The organism is Bradyrhizobium sp. SRL28 (assembly GCF_018596315.1).
Lineage (GTDB): Bacteria > Pseudomonadota > Alphaproteobacteria > Rhizobiales > Xanthobacteraceae > Bradyrhizobium.
Genome location: NZ_JAHEAG010000009.1, coordinates 56,917 through 75,327, shown reverse-complemented (window position 1 = coordinate 75,327; position 18,411 = coordinate 56,917). Strand labels below are relative to the sequence as shown.

Sequence of the window (18,411 nt, the reverse complement as noted above, 5' to 3'; positions counted from 1 at the left end):
GCGGGTCAGCGCCGCCGGCCGGCGGGTCTACTCCGCGGCGATCGTCTGCGGCCTGAAATTGATGCCCAGCGCCTTGGCGACGCCCGCGCCGTAGGCCGGATCAGCCTTGGCGCAATTGGCAACATGCCGTTCCTTGATGTGTAAGCTTGCGTCGCCCATCGCCCGCGCCGTGTTCTCGAAGAGCGCCTGCTGCTGCGCCGGCGTCATGTTCCGGAACAGGTTTCCCGGCTGTTCCCAATGATCGTCGTCGACGCGGTGGTCCCAGTGCGCCGCGTCGCCTTCGAGCGCGAGAGGCGGCTCGGCAAAATCCGGCTGGTTGTCCCAGAGTCCCGCGCTGTTGGGGTTGTAGGTGAGCGTTTTGCCCAGATTGCCGTCGGTCCGCATCTTGCCGTCGCGATGGTAGCTTTGGAACGGGCATTGGGGTGCGTTGACCGGAATGTGGTTGAAGTTGATACCGAGCCGGTAGCGTTGTGTGTCCCCGTAAGAGAACAGCCGCCCCTGGAGCATTTTGTCGGGCGAAAAACCGATGCCGGGCACGATGTTGGCGGGCGAGAACGCGGCCTGCTCCACTTCAGCGAAAAAGTTATCCGGGTAACGATTGAGTTCCATCACGCCGACCTCGATCAGCGGATACTCCGCTTTCGGCCACACCTTGGTCACGTCGAAGGGATTGTGCCTGTGGTTTTTCGCCTGAGCCTCGGTCATCACCTGAATGAAAAGCGTCCAGCGCGGGAAGTCGCGCGCCTCGATCGCATTGAGCAAGTCGCGGCCATGGCTTTCGCGATCCGCGGCGACAAGAGCTGCGGCCTCAGCGTCGGTGAGGTTCTGGATGCCCTGCTGGGAGCGGAAATGAAACTTGACCCAGACGCGCTCATTGGCGGCATTGATCATCGCGAAGGTATGGCTGCCGAACAGGTGCATGTGGCGTAAACTCTTCGGGATGCCGCGATCGGACATGACGATCGTGACCTGGTGCAACGCCTCCGGCAGCAGCGACCAGAAATCCCAGTTGTTATCCGCGCTGCGCAGCCCGGTACGCGGGTCGCGCTTGATGGCATGGTTGAGGTCCGGAAACCGCAGCGGATCGCGGAAAAAGAACACCGGCGTGTTGTTGCCGACGATGTCCCAGTTACCGTCCTCGGTATAGAACTTGAGGGCGGTGCCGCGGATGTCGCGTTCTGCGTCGGCAGCGCCGCGCTCACCCGCGACGGTCGATATGCGCGCGAACATCGGCGTCTGCTTGCCGATCTTCGAGAAAACCTTGGCCTTGGTGTAGCGAGTGATGTCGTGCGTGACAGTGAAGGTCCCGTGGGCGCCCCAACCCTTGGCGTGCATGCGCCGCTCCGGGATCACCTCGCGGTCGAAATGCGCCAGCTTCTCGATCAACCAGATATCCTGCAGCAGCGCCGGGCCGCGCCGACCTGCGGTCATGATGTTGGTGTTGTCAGCAACCGGGGCTCCAGTCGCGTTGGTAAACTTGTTCGTGTTGCCTTGCTCGCCAGACATGATCAGTCCTCCATTGTGTCGGATTCTATTGGATTAGGTCGCGGGTACCGACATCGGCCCTGCTGTTCGGCCGATGGCAGCTTCAGTGCCGTGCTTCTCGACTTGAGGTTAGCGGGCTTACCCCCGCCAGCCGGATCCTCGGATCACGCTGCAGAAATTGACGCGGGTGAAGTGCGGATCCTTGTCCGCGAGCACGTCGGCGTTGACGTTGCCGAAGGTCGTCTCCGGCTTGTGCTTGTTGCCGTCATAGAAGGCCTGGATGATGTCCTCCTTGAAATGCGGCGGACGCGGATGTGCATGCACCACCGCCGCGCGCTCCGCATCGCTGTATTCTAAATAAGCCAGCCCAAGGACGTCCATTTCGACGCCCGCCGTCACCAGCGCGATGACCGGGTGCATGTGCTGCGGGATGCCGGGCGTCGTGTGCAAGGCGATTGCGGTCCAGACGGTATCGATATCCTGTTGCGCGATGCGGTGGCTTCGGAGGAAATCACGCGCGGCATTCGCGCTGTCGACTTCGAATCGCTCGATTTGGCTGCTGTGCTGATGGGTCAACCCCATGTCGTGGAACATCGCGCCTGCATAAAGCAGTTCGGGATCAAATTTGAGCCGGCGACGCGTGCCCGCCAGCGCGCCCCAGTAGTAGACGCGGCTCGAATGGTGAAAGAGCAGCGGCGACTCGGTATCCCGCACCAACTCCGTTATTTCCCGCGCAAGCTTGCTGTCGGGAATTGTGGCCCCGGCGAGATCGGTATTGATGGTAAGATCGGCATTCATTGCAAGTCTCCTGCCGACCTATCTTGAGAGAAGATTGCCAGACGCGGCCCGGCAGTCGGGATGTTGAAATTGTCCGCGACAGGAGTGCCTGATGCATGGGCAAGCGGTGGTCGTTTGCATTTGTCGTTCATTGGGTGCCCGCTAATGAGTGTTAAGCAGTTGGGTCACGGATCGCTCCTGTGCTACGCGTCATCGAAATTCCGGCACCGCCACGGCGCCGCAGCGGCGTGATGTTTTGCATTCGCAACATCATCTGTTGACGGAGTTGCGTTTGCGGTTGGAATGAGAACGTATGCGCCCGCTTCGCAATGACTTTGCCTCTATTGCTGTGATGAGACCGGAATTGCGGTAATCCGCAGATGGCGGAAGTCATTCAGCGGCCGCGGCCCAGTGCCTTGGCGGCAGATTCTGGCCCAAGGCCGATGCTCTCGCATGATTTTCGAGCAGCTGGGCAGCGCTTGCGCAGTGATCGGCGTAGCAATCATGATCGCAGTAGATCAGCTGCGTTCCGACTTCTCGGAGGTAGCTTGCCTCGATTGGCTCGCCGCACAGCACACAGATGGATTTCTGGCAGGGCGTCCTGCCATTCATCAATACGAATCTCACGTCGCGCCCCCCAATGCGAAGCAGAACACGGTGTCGGATGAATGGGAGATATTGGGGGGCGGGGCGCAGAGGTGATTTCTGCCATCGGGATTGTCCCTGTTCCGCTCGACCTTTTCAGGTGGCACGGAGATGTACTTTCCGTCTTCTCTGCGCCTTGCATAGATCTTGCCGTCAACGTACTTGATTTCAGTCGGATAGCAGTCCGCCTCATTGCAACAGCTAACGGACGGATTATCGGGCATGTGCCATTTCGAATAGAACTTCTCATGCAGGGGCTGATCCTGCGGCGGATGGCGGTGAATTCCGGCCTGGCTTTGTCCATCCTGGGCTTGGACCTCCGCCGCTAGCAGGCAACAGATGCAGCTCCAGAGGAGGAGTTTGCATAAGGGAATCATTGTGCGACCTCCTCGCTCCGAAATTCTGAACGTCGAAACAATGGCGCATGGCGTTCATTGTACCCTTTGCCAGGCTGCGGATTGAAGTCTACGCAACCATCTGTGGTCGCCCTCTTGACGAGCCTTGAAGCGGCCAACGCACTTTTTTGAGCAGAGAGCGGTTCGCCAGGAGTAGTGGCGGATGAGACCAAACTTTCCGTCGCAGACAGCGCAACGCTTGGCGGGGACGTTCCAAGGATATTGGGGGCTGTTGCGCATTCTTGCCTCCTCTCGGTCTTGCGTGGGTAGTGGTTGGTGCTCACCGTTTGTCCGCCGTCGCACTTCGCGCACGCGTAAAGGTCGCCCTTGGGATCGTAGTGGCCTGCCAAATCTCGCGGCGTATAGGGACAACGTTCGCAGAGCCTGACTCTCATCTGCCGCCTCCCGGGCTGAAGCAGCGGACCGCTTCGCCGTCACACGTGTGGTTTGCCGGCGGAGCACGTACATGATTCCGCCCGCATGGTTTATTGCGGCTGCGCTCAATCGTTTTGGCCGGGATCGTGGACAATCTTGTCACCTGCAATCGGCTCTTGCGATTAGCAGCGAGACTAGGAGGGTTGAGACCGATCGCCCAATCGTACGTGGGTAGCATCCGATATCAAAAAGGGATCGAGCGGTTATACTGAGGTTTACAATGGTCGCCCTGCCCAATGTTCCCGGACGTTGGCTGCGAAGGGGGATGCTGATGAAGCCTAAGATCCGGATCCAGCCGCGATCACGTAGCCGGAATGAACCCCGCGAGCAAATGGCGCTGCGGTGAATGGCGTGGGACCGGTCCTCGGGGGCCCGGTTTGTGGCGCCGTCGAAGTTAGAATTGCTGAGTTTGCTCCAAAGTGCTTTAATCGCCTTCACCGGGGGCCGGGACGCTCTGCGATGACCCGTGACCAGACGACGAATTTTCAGAATTCAGCCGCGCCGTTCTTCCTTGGCAGTATTGCGCTGGCACAGCTGGATTTTGCCTTCTCGCGGCTTAGTATCAAGCTGCTTGGATGGCTTTCGCGCGGTCGATCGAAATTTCACAGAAGACGACTTTCGGCTTTCGCTAGCCGGCGCCTGTTCGAAGTCTCCTCGCCTTAATCGGGATGAGCAAGGAGATGAATAAACCTGATCTCCGTCAAGGGTGGAAAAAGGCGTATGGGATCGCTTCCTACGCTATGGCGGTCTTGTCGGTCCTCGCAGCGATCATCATTGCGGAACTCATGAGCCGCCTGCATGCCGAGCCCACTGCATTGTTGATTCTGCTTTGCGCCATTATTGTCGTCGCATGGCTTGGCGGTCTTGGACCGGCGCTGTTGGCGGTCACACTCGCGCTTTTGGCTTTTCACTATTATTTGGTGCCGCCGATCAATACGTTTGCCTGGAAGCAAAATGTGTTTGCTGTGGCGGCTCCGCAATTGCCCCGTCTAATTCTGTTTGGCGTTGCATTGCTCTTTGTTGCGCTCGTAATTTCGGCGCAGAGAAAGGCAACCGAAAATCTCCGACGTGCCAGCGATGAGCTGCAGGCTGCGGTCGAAGGTCAAAAGCGCACTGAGGCCGCGCTGCTACGTAGCGAGATGTATCTGACCGAAGCGCAGAGATTGAGCCGTACCGGAAGCTTTGGATGGAATGTCGCCAGCGGGGAAATTGTCTGGTCAGAGCAGACATTCCGGATATTTCAATGCGATCGGGCGACAAAACCGACCCTGCAGTTTGTTTTCCAGCGCACCCATCCGGACGATCGCGCTGCGGTGCAAGACATCGTCCAGCAGGCGTCGAGCAAGGGAATCGATTTCGACCATGAGTATCGGTTGGCGATGCCTGATGGCTCGGTGAAATACGTCCATGCCGTAGCTCGTGCTGAGAGAGATGCGTCGGGGAGCATCAAGTTTGTTGGGGCGGTAACGGATGTGACGAATGCAAAGGAAGCGGAGCGGAAGCTGCGACGAAGCGAGACCTATCTGGCCGAAACCCAGCGCTTGAGTCACACAAGCAGTTGGGCGTGGGATGTGCGCCGTCGAGAGTTCGTGTATCGGTCGCTCGAGGCTTACCCCCTGTTCGATCTCGATTCGGATGGTGACACCGTATCAACCCAGCCCTTTGAGGAGCGTGTTTTTCCCGAGGACAGGCGGCGGATTATTGAACTGGTGCCGCGGGCCATTCGAGACAAGACGGACTTCGAAGTTGACTTTCGTGTAGCGCTTTCGGATGGCTCGACAAAGCGCATACATTCCGTCGGACACCCTGTCGTGAACAGCGACGGTGACGTGGTCGAATTCATCGGTACGCACGTAGATGTCACCGAGCAATGCGAGGCAAAGGAGAAACTGCAAAGGGCTTTTGACGAAATAAAGAAATCCGAAGATCGTCTTCGACTGGTCATCGATACAATCCCGACGCTGGTCTGGCGCGCCGGACCGGAAGGAATCCCGGACTTTCTTAATGAACCGGCCCTCTACTATACCGGCCTGTCACTGGACCAGGCCGAAACTGGCTGGCCTCGCGCTTTTCATCCTGACGACAAGAAGGGCATGTTGCAAAAGTGGACCGCAATACGAGAGACCGGGACCCGAGGCGGGCTAGAAGCTCGGCTCCGGCGCTTCGATGGCGAGTATCGCTGGTTTTTGTTCGAAGCTGAGCCACTGCGCGACGAGGCGGGCAACATTGTCAAATGGTATGGCTCAGCTACCGATATCGAGGACCTCAAGCAGACTGAGGTTGCGCTCCGCGAGAGCCAACAGCGTTTTCGCGATTATGCCGAAACGGCCTCCGACTGGCTCTGGGAAACCGGGCCTGACCACCGGGTCACGCGCATATCGGAGCACGTCAGTGCTATTGGTATCGTGCCTTCACACATAACGGGCTTGGCTCGCTGGGATATTGCGGCCGATGTCGACTCGGAGCCCGAAAAATGGCGCCAGCATCGAGCGATGCACGACGCACATCAACCATTCCGTGATTTCGTATATCGCGCCGTAAGCGCAAGTGGATCGCCCGTCTATGTCCGGTCAAGCGGCAAGCCATTTTTTGACGCAAGCGGCAATTTCCTGGGCTATCGGGGCACCGGTACGGATATTACGGCGACGATCCGAGCAGATCACGCCGAGGAGGCGCTCCGTAGCGCGCAGGCGGAACTCGCACATGTAACCCGCGTGACGACGCTGGGCGAACTGACGACGTCCATTGCCCACGAAGTGAACCAGCCGCTCGCCGCCGTCATCGCTAACGCCGAGGCCTGCCTGCGCTGGCTGGATCACGAAACGCCCAATCTGGCCGGCGCGCGCCGCTCGGCGGAATGGGTGATTGACGACGGCAACCGCGCAAGCGAGGTGATTCGGCGTGTTCGGGCGCTCGCGAAAAAGACTGACATTGAGAAGGTGTCGCTCGACCTCAACAGTGTCGTCAAGGAGGTCATCACGCTGGTGCAGCGTGAGCTGAGCAACCACAGCGTATCATTGCGCAAGGAGTTGGCGCCGACTCTACCCGTGATCCTTGGCGATAGGGTCCAGCTGCAGCAGGTAATTATCAACCTGATGATGAACGGCATTGAGGCAATGGAGCCGGTCAGGGATCGGCCGCGCGAGCTTGTGATCCGATCGGGCCAGGACGAGACACGCCGAGTGTTCGTAAGTGTAACGGATTGCGGCGTCGGGATCTCCGCCGAAAATGCAAGCCGGCTCTTCAACGCCTTCTTCACGACCAAGTCCAGCGGCCTGGGTATGGGGCTCTCGATCTGTCGTTCGATCGTGGAAGCTCACGGGGGACGGCTGTCAGCCTGTTGCAATGAGGGGCCGGGTGCAACCTTTCAATTCGTTCTGCCCTTGCATCAGGAGGATGCGCTGTGACCGAGCGTCCAAAATCATCGCGTGGATCCGCTAGCGCCAAGGAGTCGATCGTCCTTGTTATCGACGACGACGCATCGGTGCGCAGGGCGCTGACCAATCTCTTTGAATCGATAGGCTTGAAGGTTGAGGTGTTCGCTTCGGCGGCCGAAATGCTGGATAGCAAGCTTCCGGACGTCGCCAGCTGCCTGGTCCTTGACATTAGGTTGCCCGGATTGAGCGGATTGGACTTTCAAACCGAACTAGCCAAGGCGAACATCCACATTCCAATCATCTTTATGACCGGTCATGGCGACATTCCGATGTCCGTCCGGGCTATGAAGGGTGGAGCGGTCGATTTCCTGACCAAGCCGTTTCGGGACCAGGACATGCTGGACGCGGTGGTGACGGCGATCGAACGGGATCGGAAGCGGCGCGAAGCCGACAAGATCGTCGCGGATTTGCAAGCGCATCTTGAGACTCTGACTCCCCGCGAGCGGGAGGTTCTGGCTTGGGTTTCGTCCGGACGCTTGAATAAACAGATAGCCGCCGAACTCGGGCTGGCCGAGATTACCGTGAAGATCCATCGGGGACGCATTATGAAGAAGATGGGAGCGAGGTCACTGGCCGATTTGCTAAGAAAGGCCGAAACGCTCGGGGTTGGTCGCATCAAGCCCTAGGCCGTTTTTGGAGCCATCGGGCGAGACAACTTGGAGAAGCGAGCGCGTCTGCAACGAGCCCTATGGTCAAACAGAAGTATAGGGTAGTCCAAACCATTACGACGTTCGAATCAATCTTTGTAGGTCAAGCCGTTCGCCCCTGACCAAACTAGCCTCGCATGGGGTGCTGAGCCGGCGATGGGCCGTGCCAGCGGCCAAAGCGGACAGTCAGGGAGGCTTGAATGGCGGAGAACGGCGCTTTTCGTAGCATGGTGACGCGGCGGCGACTTCTTGCCGTGGTAGGGGCAACAGGGGCGGCTCTCACAAAGCCGGCATGGGCGCAAAGAATGGTTGATCTTCCGCTGCCGGGTGGTCCCGGAGCGCGCGAGATCACGACCACCTTTCCGCAGAAGGGACCGATGATCCTGCAGCGGACCCGTCCGCCGCTTCTGGAAACCCCGTTTGAGGTTTTCGACAAAGGCGTCTTCACCCCCAACGATCAGTTTTACGTACGCTGGCACTGGGCGCTCATTCCGACCGAGATTGACATTGACAAGTTCAGCCTGTCCGTGCGCGGCCATGTGAACAAGACGTTGTCGCTGTCGTTGAATGATATCCTTCACGGATTGCCGAGCGTTCAGTTGTCCGCGGTGAACCAATGTTCCGGCAACTCGCGAGGCTTTTTCCAGCCCCGCGTGTCCGGCGGGGAATGGGCGAATGGCGCCATGGGTAATGCGCTCTGGACCGGGGTCCGCCTCAAGGACGTGCTGGATAAGGCCGGCGTGAAGCCCGGCGCCGTGCAGGTGCGATTCAAAGGACTGGATGAGCCCGTTGTGGCAGATGCGCCGCATTTCATGAAGTCGCTGGACATCGACCACGCGCGCGACGGCGAGGTAATGATCGCCTACGCCATGAACGGCGAGCAACTCCCCCTGGTGAACGGATTTCCCCTGCGGCTGGTCGTGCCGGGCTGGTATGCGACCTATTGGGTCAAGATGCTGAACGATATCGAGGTGCTGGACCAACCAGACACCAATTACTGGACAAAAGTTGCCTACACGATTCCCGACACGCAGCATGCGAGTATTAAGCCGGGTGAAACAGGCGTGAAGATGATTCCGATCAACCGAATGGTGCCGAGATCCTTCGTCACGAATGTTGCGTCCGGCAGTAAGGTAAACGCTGGTGCACCCTCTTTCTTGCGCGGCATTGCTTTCGGGGGCGATTGCGGCGTGGCAAGCGTCGATTTCTCGATCGACCGCGGCCAAAGCTGGCATCAGGCTCAACTGGGGAAGGACGAAGGCAAATATGGATTTCGGCAGTGGCAGACGCACATAACACTGCCAACCCCCGGTGAATACAGCGTGCTGATCCGCTGCACGAATAGCAACGGTGTCGCGCAACCAGACACGCCAAGTTGGAATCCGGCCGGATTCATGCGCAATGTCATCGAATCCACCGATATCATGGCAGTTTGACGGAGTGTTCACGATGTTTCGCAACTTGCTGTCGCTGGCCGTTCTCTTGAGCATCGCGTCAACACCTCTCGTCGCGCGCGCCGTTACACCAGTCGAGCTGAAATCGGTGAAGATCGACCTGCCGGACAGCGACAAGATGTTCCCTGACGGTTCCGGTTCGGATGCGATAAATAACAATTGTCTCGCCTGCCACTCGGCTGACATGGTGCTGAATCAACCGTCATTGTCCAAGCAGGCCTGGACCGCGGAAGTGAACAAGATGATCAATAACTATAAGGCTCCGATAGCTCCGGAGGATGTTGGGACGATCGTTGAGTATTTGACTACGCTCAAGGGCGCGAAATAAACCAGGCCCCACCTCGTTTAACAGGCACACGGGTTCGTGTTTGCGCATCAAGTCCTTGGTGTGTAAACCTAAGTATGACTTCACAAACCTGATTGACGGCCCACTTTTGGCAGAGGCGGTGCTAATGCGAGCGCCCTTGCTCCCGCCTCAGGAAGTCTTGCCTTGTCCATGCTTTCGTTAATTTCGGTCGTTGATGACGACGCTTCCGTCCGCGTCGCAACCGACAATCTTCTAAGTTCGCATGGATATCGGGTCCAGACATTTGCCTCGGCTGAGGAGTTCTTGCAGTCGAGCTGCCTGAACGACTCGGCTTGTGTCATTGCGGACGTCCAGATGCCGGCCATGAGCGGCTTGGACCTTCTGGCGCACATGCGCGCCCACGGTTACAATGCACCATTTATCTTTATAACGGCTTTTCCCGAAGAGAGCGTCCGCACGCAAGCGCTGAAGGCCGGAGCTGTTTCCTTCCTGGCCAAGCCCTTCGCAGGATCCGTCTTGATCAACTGCATCGAAATTGCCCTGAGCGAACGTCGAGACGACGCGGGAAAATGAGATCCTGAGCCCTGCCTGAGTACGACGCTTCCGCTGGCCTTGTCGACGTCAGCAGGGCATCAGGAGGGTGTCGTCTTGATAGCAAACAAAGGTATAGGGCGACCCAAACCTACACGACTTTACAAACAACCACCGTAGGATCGAACCGCCCCACTTGAACGGACTAGGCTTGCATTTGCAGCTGGACCAGGCTGCCGCAGGGTAGGCGAAAGCGGCAGGGCGAAGCGGTGTTGACGAAGTCATTGCTCCCTTATTCCAGGCCTTCCAAGCACGTCCCAGGGTCGGCAGAAAACTGGAGCTCACGGGGTAAACTTTCTATGCAACTTCCCGAGTTCATGCGCTCGACAACGCTGTGGTGGACGGCAGTGGTGGCCATGACGTTTGCGGCCTTTCTCGTTGCGCTGCTCGGCTTCGTCTACTGGAAAACACGGGATGACCTGACGATGCGATCCGATCGTGTGATCGCCTCGCAAATCGACTTCTTCGCGCGCTTGTCGCCGGAGCGCAGGCTCGACGCGATCGATGACTATCTCAAGCAGGATCCGGGCCGCCTTAGGCTCGGGGGGTTGTTTGGGCCAGATGACCGGAGGATCGCGGGCAATCTGGAACACCTGCCGCCAAATCTTATGGCCGACAACGCGGTACAGGAAGCTGTGATCGACCGAGCCGACGAAAGCGGGCAGAAGGGACAAGCTGTCCGCCTGATCGCACGAAGGTTGCCAAACGGCGACACGCTTGTGATCGGACGAAACGTCGACGATGTCGCGGAGATCGCGCACGTCGTCGGAGGGGCGCTCGCGCTTGGTCTGCTTTCGACGGTACTTCTCTGCTTTGCGGTCGGCGTAGCGATGAACGCTCGCGCCCGCAGGCGAATCGTTGAAGTCAACGAGCGGGTACAGCGCATTGTCGCCGGCAATTTGCGTGAACGACTCCCGCATCGGAACACCGACGATCCGTTCTCCAAATTTGCCATGATAGTAAATGGTATGCTCGACGAGATGGAAACTCTCATCCACGCCCTTGCGGGCCTCGGCAATGACATCGCGCATGACCTTCGCACGCCACTTACGCGTGCACAATTGACGCTCGAGCGCGGTCGCGCCAACGCCACCACATTGGAGCAACTGCAGACGGCCGCAGACAAAACGCTAGGGTCATTAGATCAGTCGCATTCAATCATTACCGCCATTCTGCGGCTTGCGGAAATCGAGAGAAGTCAGCGGTCGGCCGGCTTCGGCACGGTCGCGTTGGCGGAAATCACACGCGAAGTGGTCGACATGTACGAGCCGATAGCGGAAGACAAAGGTGTCGCCCTTCTGATCCAGTCAGCTGATGAATTAAGCGCTCATGGTGACCGGGACTTGCTTATCGAGGCGGTGGCCAATCTCGTCGACAACGCCATAAAGTTTACGCCCGCCGGTGGGCAGGTTGAGATCGAATTATTTCGCAGCAAAGGCGAGAATATCATGCGCGTGAGGGATACCGGTCTCGGCATCAGCGAACGGGAGCGTGACGCGGTCCTAAGGCGTTTCTACCGGTCGGATAGAGTAAAACACACGCCAGGCCTGGGTCTCGGCCTTAACCTGGTGGCCGCCATTGTAAAGTTGCACGGCTTCCGATTCACGATCCTTCCAGGGTCTGGGTGCGTGGTCGAAATTGCATGTCCGTATGCGTCGACCCTTTCCTGAACAACGGGAGCTGGTTCGACAGACGTGCCCAAGTTCCGGCGCCTGTGCGGTCGATGCAAACTTCAGCATGCGCGCGAAGCTTCACGACCCTCCCAGAATGGGGACGAGCCAATGGCCGCGGAGGATCATGGCGCAGCGGCGACCTGCTCATGGGCGTCCAGCTGGAATAGACAAGGGCTGCACCGGCATTGACGGTGGTCGCAACACCGAGCACCTCAGCGATCGCTACCCGCGAAGCGCCGTGACGCGCCGCCGCTTCGGCGTGCACGGCGATACAGCCGTCGCACCGGACGGTGACGGCGACCGCGAGCGAGATCAGTTCACGGGTCTTCGGCCCGAGCAGATTTGTGTTGTGACCAGCGGCGGTCAGGGCTTGATAGCCCTTGACCGTGTCGGGGTTAAGCTTGGTAATTCGCCAATCCAGACATTGAGCTGCTGACGATGAGTGTTCCATTCAAGCATGGCCATGTGACTGTTCCTGATTCGATTTGGACGAGTGGCTGTTCCAAAAGTGAACGCAACATGCCTCACTTTCTTTCGCTCTATTCCGTTCTGATCCTGACGTTGAATACGTTGCCGTTGACGGTGCGCAACTGCAACGTCGCGGCGCGAGAGAGGTTGCCAGTGTCCGAAACGTTCGCGGCGGGTAGCGTGATCGTCGCCATGGCACCCATCTGCGCGCGAAGCCCGAACGGACCCGATGCAAAGCGATTGTAGGCGAACTCGTTGGCGATTGCCGAAGCCGGCAGGTGGCTCAACGTGGTTCCATCCCATTGCTCGAGCGCAGAGCCATCAATGGACGTCAGGACTGCAGTCATCACATTGGAAGGCGCTGCCGGCGTGCCGCCATCGAGATAGGCGTGGAAGCGCACGGCACCGTTCGGGAGCAGGACACCGTCCGTTAGACTAAGGTGATGCTTGCTCGGACTAACCGGTCCACCATGAAACGGAGTGACCACCGAGCCGCGAAGGTAATCGTAGGTGGCAACACTGAAAATGACAGTCGCAGCAAGCGCCGCGACCGCGATTCTCTGGAACGACTCACTCCGCATCGGAAGCGGCAAGGCTCCAGACATCCACCGAAACCACGGCCGGCCGGCGAGCGCAGGCCTGCGTGCCAGCAGCGCGTTGTCGAGCGAGAAGGCGCCGCTGCCGCCAAGCATCAACGTGGCGCCGATCGCCGAATTGCAGGCCGCCATTGTCCATTCGTCTATGCAGGTTGCACCCTGCCATCCGAACATCAGCATCAGCATCACGGAGAGGCCGATTGAGACCAAAGCCGCTGCCCGGGTGAGCAGGCCGGTGATCAGGAGCAGTCCAGTGATGAGCTCGGCTGCGCTGAACAGAATGAGCGAACTATAGAGAAAATAGAAATGATGTAGCAGATAGGCGATGAGCTGATCCGTTCCGAGCAAGGCGCCCGGCATCGCCGATTGGAGTTTGTTGGCCATCCAGCTCGCGGTGTTCGGATCGAGTTTGGCGGGCGCGTAGATGAAGCGGCGCGAGCCGCCGCCCCAATAGATGAATCCTTGAACGAAGCGGATCGAAAGCAGAGCGAGCGCAGCGCTGCGCAGCGCGTCTGTCCTGCCGCGTAGGGCAGCGGCTGGATGGGAGGCGGCAGCCGTACCGTCTTTGACCTGGGCGAGGGCAGCCGATGCGAAACCAATACGGCGAAGAAAAGATGTCATGACCTAACCCGGTGCTATTTTGCGTAGTGAAAGCCGACCTGCTGCAACTCGGGCAGGGTGCCGGCGGCACCGGGGATCAAAACCACGTCATCCACCAGATGGTTGGTCAATTCCGCCGCGAGCGCGGCATGAGAGAGCTTGTCGGGATTGATATCGACTTTGATAAGGGCCGCAGCCTGTTCCCAAATTGCATTGTGGCAGGACAAGAAGACAACGCCGCGCCGCATCAGGGCCGGGATCGAATTATCGTCGCCGGAGAACGGGCCCGCCGGATCCTCATAGATCGCCGGATTGGCAGCCGCCGCTTTCCGTTCGACGATGGATGTATTGGTCTGGAATTCCTCGCCAGCCAGTTGTGCGAGCTGATACTTGTCCCACGTGGCCTGATCATAGAGCGCAAGATTCGCCGTACCATGCGTAACCGAGACGGTGAGGAAGTCAGGATGCTTGAACGACCATATCTGCGAATTGAGCGCGTTGCGCATCAGGTTCAGCCAGGGGCCCGCGATGTCGGTGTTATCCCATGCCTGCCTTGGCGCAGGACCGTAGGACAGCACTTCCATCAATGCTTCGTGATCCCATTGTTCTGAGCTGTTCAGGATCATCGGCACCGTCTTGAAGTCGCGGCGGCGAGGTGCCTGCGCGAGACGCTTCTTTAACGCGTCAAGATGTGTTGCACCGGGCGGCGTCAATGCGGATTCGATGGCCGCCGTTGCAGGCTTGGCCGCAGCCGATGCAATGCCGACCGCGCCTGTAGCCAGGCTCAAAGCGAATGTTTTCAGTATGCCTCTTCTTCCGGTGGTGACCTTCACGGACGTCTAACTCCTGCTTGTTTCTCTGCAGGCAGATAGACGTCGGGCTACCTCGGGGCCATTAAATAATTTGAATGAGATCAACGCGGGAACGTCCGCACCGACGTGCGTCTTTCTCAAATGAAATTTACTGGCGTAACGGCAATCGCGCTCCGATGTAGCCTTACACCCCAACGCACTCTCCAAGGGAGACCAAGATGAAATTAGCATTGATCGGCGCCGCCGCTGTTGCCGCGGCAGCTTTCGCAACTCCGGTACTGGCGCAGGCTGTTATCGAAGACCCCGGCTATTGCGCGCAGTTCTACCCCAACGCCAATTGTCAAAATCTGGGACCGGGTAATCCGTACACCGATGGTGGTTCCAGGCGGAACGGGAAGACTATGGTGTTACGCCACGCGACGCAGCCGACCGAGCCCGAGGCGTACCGTTATCATGGCGGACCGAAGTACAACGATTGACGACATGGCTCAGTGCGCCATGTGGGCGAGAATGGCTTACTCATCTGCACCGTCGCGTTATGGCCGGCGGCCAGGTGCTTCCACGATCTGGTCCCAGACGCCAGCCCGCCCAACGAACGAAGCGATTGTGACAAGTGGTGCGGGACCATATGTCTCTGGCAGATCGCGCCATGGCGCATCTGAACGCAGGACCCAAAAGATGCCATTGAGCACGCGACGGACACTTGCACGCCGAACGCCGCGCGACTTGTTCGGCAGCATCGGCTTGATGGCGGTTCCATTCATAATCGCTGAGTTCGTAGCGCATGATTTGAGGCTCCGGTTTCGGAGCCTCACGTCTCGGACAGCGCCGTCAACCCGCAATGGCCTATGGCGTTGCCGCTAATGCTCTGAATTTACTTCCGCTTTCGGCGGCATAGCGGACCTGGCCGGACTTGCTACAGGCTCGATCGGTCGCGAATGGACCCAAGCGGACTCTCATCGGCGGTCGCCCCACAGCAATCGTCGGCGCCGAACCTGTTGCCTTTTAAGATGACTGTGGCGCGGCTGCCACTCGGATCGGAATTTTCTGGCGTCGCTGCATATGGCGCCGACTTTGTCTTGCCGACCAACTTTACCATCCTACAATCGTACTTGTTGAGCCAGGGAGGCTCGCATGTCAAAGCTCGGCATTTTTGCTGCAGTGATCATCGCAGCCGCTGGCGCCTCCTACGGAGTTGAGGCGTGGGCCGCCGACGTCGTTCCGACCGGGGCTTCCGCGGCAACGGCCGCGCCCAAGCTGTGCACCGACGGTTGGGACTTTATTGCCACGGACTGCCAGCTGACTTGGCGGGGCATCACGGTCTACGGCACGATTGACGCGGGGTTCGGCTGGCAGAGCCACGGCGCGCCGTGGGACCCACGATCCGCTGTCGGAGCCTCATACTTAATCCAGAAACAGAACAACTCGGCGCTTTGGGGCCCTGCACCCAACGCGTTGACCAATTCATTCATTGGAATCAAAGGAACTGAGCCGATCGGCGGGAACGTCTCTGTTGTCTTTGCTCTGGATGCCGGCTTCGACCCATATTCCTTGCGATTCTCCAATGGACCGGGATCGATTGCCGCGAACGCCGGCATCCCCCAAAACTTTGCAACCGCCTACTCGGATTCAAGCCGAGCGGGCCAGTGGTTCAACGGCCAAGGTTATGTCGGCGTCAGTTCTCCGACCTATGGCACCCTGACCGTTTTCCGACAGAACTCGCTGACCCTGGACGCTGTCTTCGACTACGATCCGTTCGGCGCCTCTTACGGCTTCTCACCCATCGGCTTTCAGGGAATAACTTGTGGCGGCGGCAATACCGAAAACTGTAGAAACTCGACGTCACTGAAATATCGGATCAACGTCGGCCAGTTCCGGGCGGCGGCGCTGTGGCAGTTCGGCGGCTACGCCCAGAACAATGCCTCCAATGGTGCATACCAGTTCCAAGCCGGCGGCGATATCTCAACGTGGGGCAAAGGTGTGCTCTCGGTCGACGCAATTTACAGCCATGTCAGAGATTCCGTGTCGCTCGCACTTGCGCCGGGAAGCAATAACGCCAATGGGGTGCCGATACCGCCGTTCTTGCCACAGACGCTCACAGCGACGATCTCCGACAATGAAGCCGTGATGCTCGTGGCCAAATACACGAACGGACCGCTGAAGTTGTACGCCGGTTACGAGCATATTCGATACATGGCGCCCAGCAATCCGCAGACCGCTTTCACCAATATCGCGGGAACCTTTCTTTGTCTGGGCTGCGATGCGCTCAACAACACGAATATCAACAATACCGCCTTCGGCGTGAACGGTCTTGGCAACAAGACTTTCCAAGTCATGTGGGCAGGGGCCAAGTACGCTGTTACTGAAAACCTGGATGTGATCGGCGCCTATTACCATTATATCCAGAATTCCTTCTTCGGCACCGCCGCCGGGGGGCCCGCCCCCTGCTTCGGCACCGAGCACCCGCAATGCGCCGGGACATTCGACGGGATCTCTGCCGCTGTCGATTGGCGGTTTGCACCAAAGTGGGATCTCTATTCCGGGATCATGTTCACGCAAGTGAATGGCGGATTGGCCTTCGGCTTTCTCCAGCGCAACAACATCGCTCCCACGGTCGGATTGCGCTTCCGCTTCTGAAAGCTGGCTACGACCGATCTGTGGGTGTGCTTCGGACCGCGGCGCTGACCCAGATTACCCTGCGAGCCAAGCATGACGGGACCAGGGAAGCTTTGTGCCGGTCCGGGCCGCAGTTGCCCATCTTGATCCATGAGCCGCAGCGGTCGATCCAGAACGATAGCGGGGAGGGAGGTAAAGCAGCAGCCTTCCTTGCCGGCATAGATGTGGTTTGGTTGAGCCTAATCCTCTCGGTGGCCCCGATATTCGGTCGGCGTAAGCCCGGTGATTTTACGAAATGCTCTCGTGAACGAACTCGTTTCGCGAAAGCCAAGCTGGATGCCGATCTGTGTCACAGAGAGCGCCTGCCCCTGCAGCAGGCTCCTGGCGCGATCCATCCGGCGGTCCATATGGTAGCGATGCGGCGGCACGCCGAAGGATTGTTTGAAGGCGCGCGCAAAGTGAAAGACGCTCAGATCGACAAGTTCCGCGAGAGTGACCAACGAAACGTCCTCCGCGAGATGCTCCTCGATGAATTCCACCACGCGCTTCTGCTGCCACCCTGGCAAGCCGCCACGAATCGGCCTCGCCACAACGGACGTGGTTGGTTCCAATCGAATGAGTTCGTGCATCAATACCAGACTCAAGGCCTCTGCATACTGGCGGCTTCCCGGATCGCAGTTCCCGACCTCGGCCTTCAGTTTGAGCGCCGTATTCCAGACGGCTTGATCGAAGAAGAACAGTCGCGGACTGATCGTGGGACAAGTGATGCCAGTTTCCGGATCAAACAACGAATCCCGCACATCAATATAGAAATATGTGACGCGCGTGAGAACTCGCGGCGTCTGCCATCCGTAGAAGCGATGCCCGGCAGGCACGAAGCTGAGCTTGCAATTGAACTCGCGCAAAGTCGATTTTGGCAAACCCTCGATAAGCGTCTCGCCTTCATGTCGTTCTGCACGCTCGTAAGCGACCAGCAGATGCCTTCGCGCTTGGAAGCCGTATTCGAACGTTTCGCGCCGGGTGACCTCTACCGTGTCCGCTTGTATTGCGCCCCAGTTCGCTAGTTGCCGGCGAGCGATATCGGGCGGCGAAATTTCAACGATTGATGGAGGGGAGGGACGAGAATAACCCGCAATGCTGATGCCGAGGTCACTCATACTGCCTCCAGACAGGCGCACTGGCTCTTCGTCTCGACCAGCATTCTTCTGTCGAGAGAGAGCGATGCTGGGATCATTTTTCATCAAGCCATCATTACTGCTCGCGGCCAAAGAGACGCTGTCGGCCTTTGTGGGAACTGTAGTCAGAGGCAAAACTAAAGCGGATGGGTTTTCGGCGCCATTAAATTGCCGTTCAGACACTAAATTCGAATTTATTCGAGGCGGCATGCGCGAGCCTAGGCGAGCGTGCGTCATGCGAGTGCCTAGCTAGGCGACGGTGTTCGGAAAATCGCGGCAATAAAACGTAACGCGCGGC

General features: G+C 58.6%; 15 protein-coding genes and 1 pseudogene. 9 read left to right on the top strand and 7 right to left on the bottom strand.

What is annotated here, in order from left to right; translation table 11 throughout:
- Positions 1-27: 27 nt before the first annotated feature.
- Together KIP88_RS20085 and KIP88_RS20080 are read right to left on the bottom strand one after the other, a co-directional pair.
- Entirely contained in the window at positions 28-1,506 is a 1,479-nt protein-coding gene (locus tag KIP88_RS20085) for a catalase (RefSeq protein ID WP_214489681.1), read from the bottom strand.
- 117 nt (positions 1,507-1,623) lie between these two features.
- Positions 1,624-2,283 (bottom strand): HD domain-containing protein, encoded by a 660-nt coding sequence (locus KIP88_RS20080; RefSeq protein ID WP_214489680.1) that lies wholly within the window; start codon positions 2,281-2,283, stop codon positions 1,624-1,626.
- 432 nt (positions 2,284-2,715) lie between these two features.
- On the opposite strand from KIP88_RS20080, the gene KIP88_RS20075 reads away from it, so the two are divergent.
- The 7 genes from KIP88_RS20075 to KIP88_RS20045 all read left to right on the top strand — a co-directional run bounded on the left by KIP88_RS20075 (position 2,716) and on the right by KIP88_RS20045 (position 11,843).
- On the top strand, positions 2,716-2,964 hold the full coding sequence (locus tag KIP88_RS20075) for a hypothetical protein (protein WP_214489679.1): 249 nt from the start codon (positions 2,716-2,718) through the stop codon (positions 2,962-2,964).
- Positions 2,965-4,417: 1,453 nt separating this feature from the next.
- On the top strand, positions 4,418-7,144 hold the full coding sequence (locus tag KIP88_RS20070; RefSeq protein WP_249790890.1) for a PAS domain-containing protein: 2,727 nt from the start codon (positions 4,418-4,420) through the stop codon (positions 7,142-7,144).
- Complete coding sequence (locus KIP88_RS20065; protein ID WP_214489677.1) at positions 7,141-7,800, top strand: response regulator transcription factor; 660 nt, start codon at positions 7,141-7,143, stop codon at positions 7,798-7,800. The genes KIP88_RS20070 and KIP88_RS20065 overlap by 4 nt, the downstream gene beginning before the upstream one ends.
- A gap of 221 nt (positions 7,801-8,021) precedes the next feature.
- Positions 8,022-9,257 (top strand): molybdopterin-dependent oxidoreductase, encoded by a 1,236-nt coding sequence (locus tag KIP88_RS20060; protein ID WP_214489676.1) that lies wholly within the window; start codon positions 8,022-8,024, stop codon positions 9,255-9,257.
- Between the two features lie 13 nt (positions 9,258-9,270).
- Positions 9,271-9,603, top strand: a complete 333-nt coding sequence (locus tag KIP88_RS20055) for a cytochrome c (RefSeq protein ID WP_214489675.1) — start codon at positions 9,271-9,273, stop codon at positions 9,601-9,603.
- 168 nt (positions 9,604-9,771) lie between these two features.
- Positions 9,772-10,155, top strand: coding sequence for a response regulator transcription factor (locus tag KIP88_RS20050; protein WP_214489816.1), 384 nt, complete (start codon positions 9,772-9,774; stop codon positions 10,153-10,155).
- Positions 10,156-10,472: 317 nt separating this feature from the next.
- Positions 10,473-11,843 carry a HAMP domain-containing sensor histidine kinase gene (locus tag KIP88_RS20045; protein ID WP_214489674.1) on the top strand — a complete coding sequence of 457 codons (1,371 nt, stop codon included), beginning with the start codon at positions 10,473-10,475 and terminating at the stop codon, positions 11,841-11,843.
- Here KIP88_RS20045 and KIP88_RS48210 read toward each other — a convergent pair.
- From KIP88_RS48210 to KIP88_RS20030, 3 genes are all read right to left on the bottom strand, one after another.
- Positions 11,776-12,297 carry a carboxymuconolactone decarboxylase family protein gene (locus tag KIP88_RS48210; RefSeq protein WP_308163599.1) on the bottom strand — a complete coding sequence of 174 codons (522 nt, stop codon included), beginning with the start codon at positions 12,295-12,297 and terminating at the stop codon, positions 11,776-11,778. The genes KIP88_RS20045 and KIP88_RS48210 overlap by 68 nt on opposite strands.
- 88 nt (positions 12,298-12,385) lie before the next feature.
- Positions 12,386-13,531 carry a TQO small subunit DoxD gene (locus KIP88_RS20035; RefSeq protein WP_214489673.1) on the bottom strand — a complete coding sequence of 382 codons (1,146 nt, stop codon included), beginning with the start codon at positions 13,529-13,531 and terminating at the stop codon, positions 12,386-12,388.
- 14 nt (positions 13,532-13,545) lie between these two features.
- Positions 13,546-14,343: a transcriptional initiation protein Tat gene (locus KIP88_RS20030; protein ID WP_214489672.1), complete on the bottom strand. Its 798-nt coding sequence runs from the start codon at positions 14,341-14,343 to the stop codon at positions 13,546-13,548.
- A 197-nt stretch (positions 14,344-14,540) separates the two neighbouring features.
- Between KIP88_RS20030 and KIP88_RS20025 the strand changes: the two genes are divergently transcribed.
- Positions 14,541-14,801, top strand: a complete 261-nt coding sequence (locus KIP88_RS20025; RefSeq protein ID WP_214489671.1) for a hypothetical protein — start codon at positions 14,541-14,543, stop codon at positions 14,799-14,801.
- Positions 14,802-14,842: 41 nt separating this feature from the next.
- Here KIP88_RS20025 and KIP88_RS20020 read toward each other — a convergent pair.
- Positions 14,843-15,111: pseudogene (locus tag KIP88_RS20020) on the bottom strand (transposase); the annotation flags it as partial.
- Between the two features lie 345 nt (positions 15,112-15,456).
- On the opposite strand from KIP88_RS20020, the gene KIP88_RS20015 reads away from it, so the two are divergent.
- A complete protein-coding gene (locus KIP88_RS20015) occupies positions 15,457-16,959 on the top strand; it encodes a porin (RefSeq protein ID WP_214489670.1) in 1,503 nt (500 codons plus the stop codon).
- Between the two features lie 218 nt (positions 16,960-17,177).
- On the opposite strand, the gene KIP88_RS20010 is transcribed toward KIP88_RS20015, so the two are convergent.
- Positions 17,178-18,095: a helix-turn-helix domain-containing protein gene (locus KIP88_RS20010; protein ID WP_214489669.1), complete on the bottom strand. Its 918-nt coding sequence runs from the start codon at positions 18,093-18,095 to the stop codon at positions 17,178-17,180.
- Positions 18,096-18,411 lie beyond the last annotated feature (316 nt).

What these genes read in the sequence shown, in the direction of transcription:
- KIP88_RS20055 (WP_214489675.1), top strand. Translation starts at nt 9,271, where the DNA reads ATGTTTCGCAACTTGCTGTCGCTGGCCGTTCTCTTGAGCATCGCGTCA.
- KIP88_RS20010 (WP_214489669.1), bottom strand. Translation starts at nt 18,095, where the DNA reads ATGAGTGACCTCGGCATCAGCATTGCGGGTTATTCTCGTCCCTCCCCT.
- KIP88_RS20015 (WP_214489670.1), top strand. Translation starts at nt 15,457, where the DNA reads ATGTCAAAGCTCGGCATTTTTGCTGCAGTGATCATCGCAGCCGCTGGC.
- KIP88_RS20035 (WP_214489673.1), bottom strand. Translation starts at nt 13,531, where the DNA reads ATGACATCTTTTCTTCGCCGTATTGGTTTCGCATCGGCTGCCCTCGCC.
- KIP88_RS20060 (WP_214489676.1), top strand. Translation starts at nt 8,022, where the DNA reads ATGGCGGAGAACGGCGCTTTTCGTAGCATGGTGACGCGGCGGCGACTT.
- KIP88_RS20050 (WP_214489816.1), top strand. Translation starts at nt 9,772, where the DNA reads ATGCTTTCGTTAATTTCGGTCGTTGATGACGACGCTTCCGTCCGCGTC.
- KIP88_RS20045 (WP_214489674.1), top strand. Translation starts at nt 10,473, where the DNA reads ATGCAACTTCCCGAGTTCATGCGCTCGACAACGCTGTGGTGGACGGCA.
- KIP88_RS20025 (WP_214489671.1), top strand. Translation starts at nt 14,541, where the DNA reads ATGAAATTAGCATTGATCGGCGCCGCCGCTGTTGCCGCGGCAGCTTTC.
- KIP88_RS20085 (WP_214489681.1), bottom strand. Translation starts at nt 1,506, where the DNA reads ATGTCTGGCGAGCAAGGCAACACGAACAAGTTTACCAACGCGACTGGA.
- KIP88_RS20070 (WP_249790890.1), top strand. Translation starts at nt 4,418, where the DNA reads ATGAATAAACCTGATCTCCGTCAAGGGTGGAAAAAGGCGTATGGGATC.
- KIP88_RS48210 (WP_308163599.1), bottom strand. Translation starts at nt 12,297, where the DNA reads ATGGAACACTCATCGTCAGCAGCTCAATGTCTGGATTGGCGAATTACC.
- KIP88_RS20080 (WP_214489680.1), bottom strand. Translation starts at nt 2,283, where the DNA reads ATGAATGCCGATCTTACCATCAATACCGATCTCGCCGGGGCCACAATT.
- KIP88_RS20075 (WP_214489679.1), top strand. Translation starts at nt 2,716, where the DNA reads ATGATTTTCGAGCAGCTGGGCAGCGCTTGCGCAGTGATCGGCGTAGCA.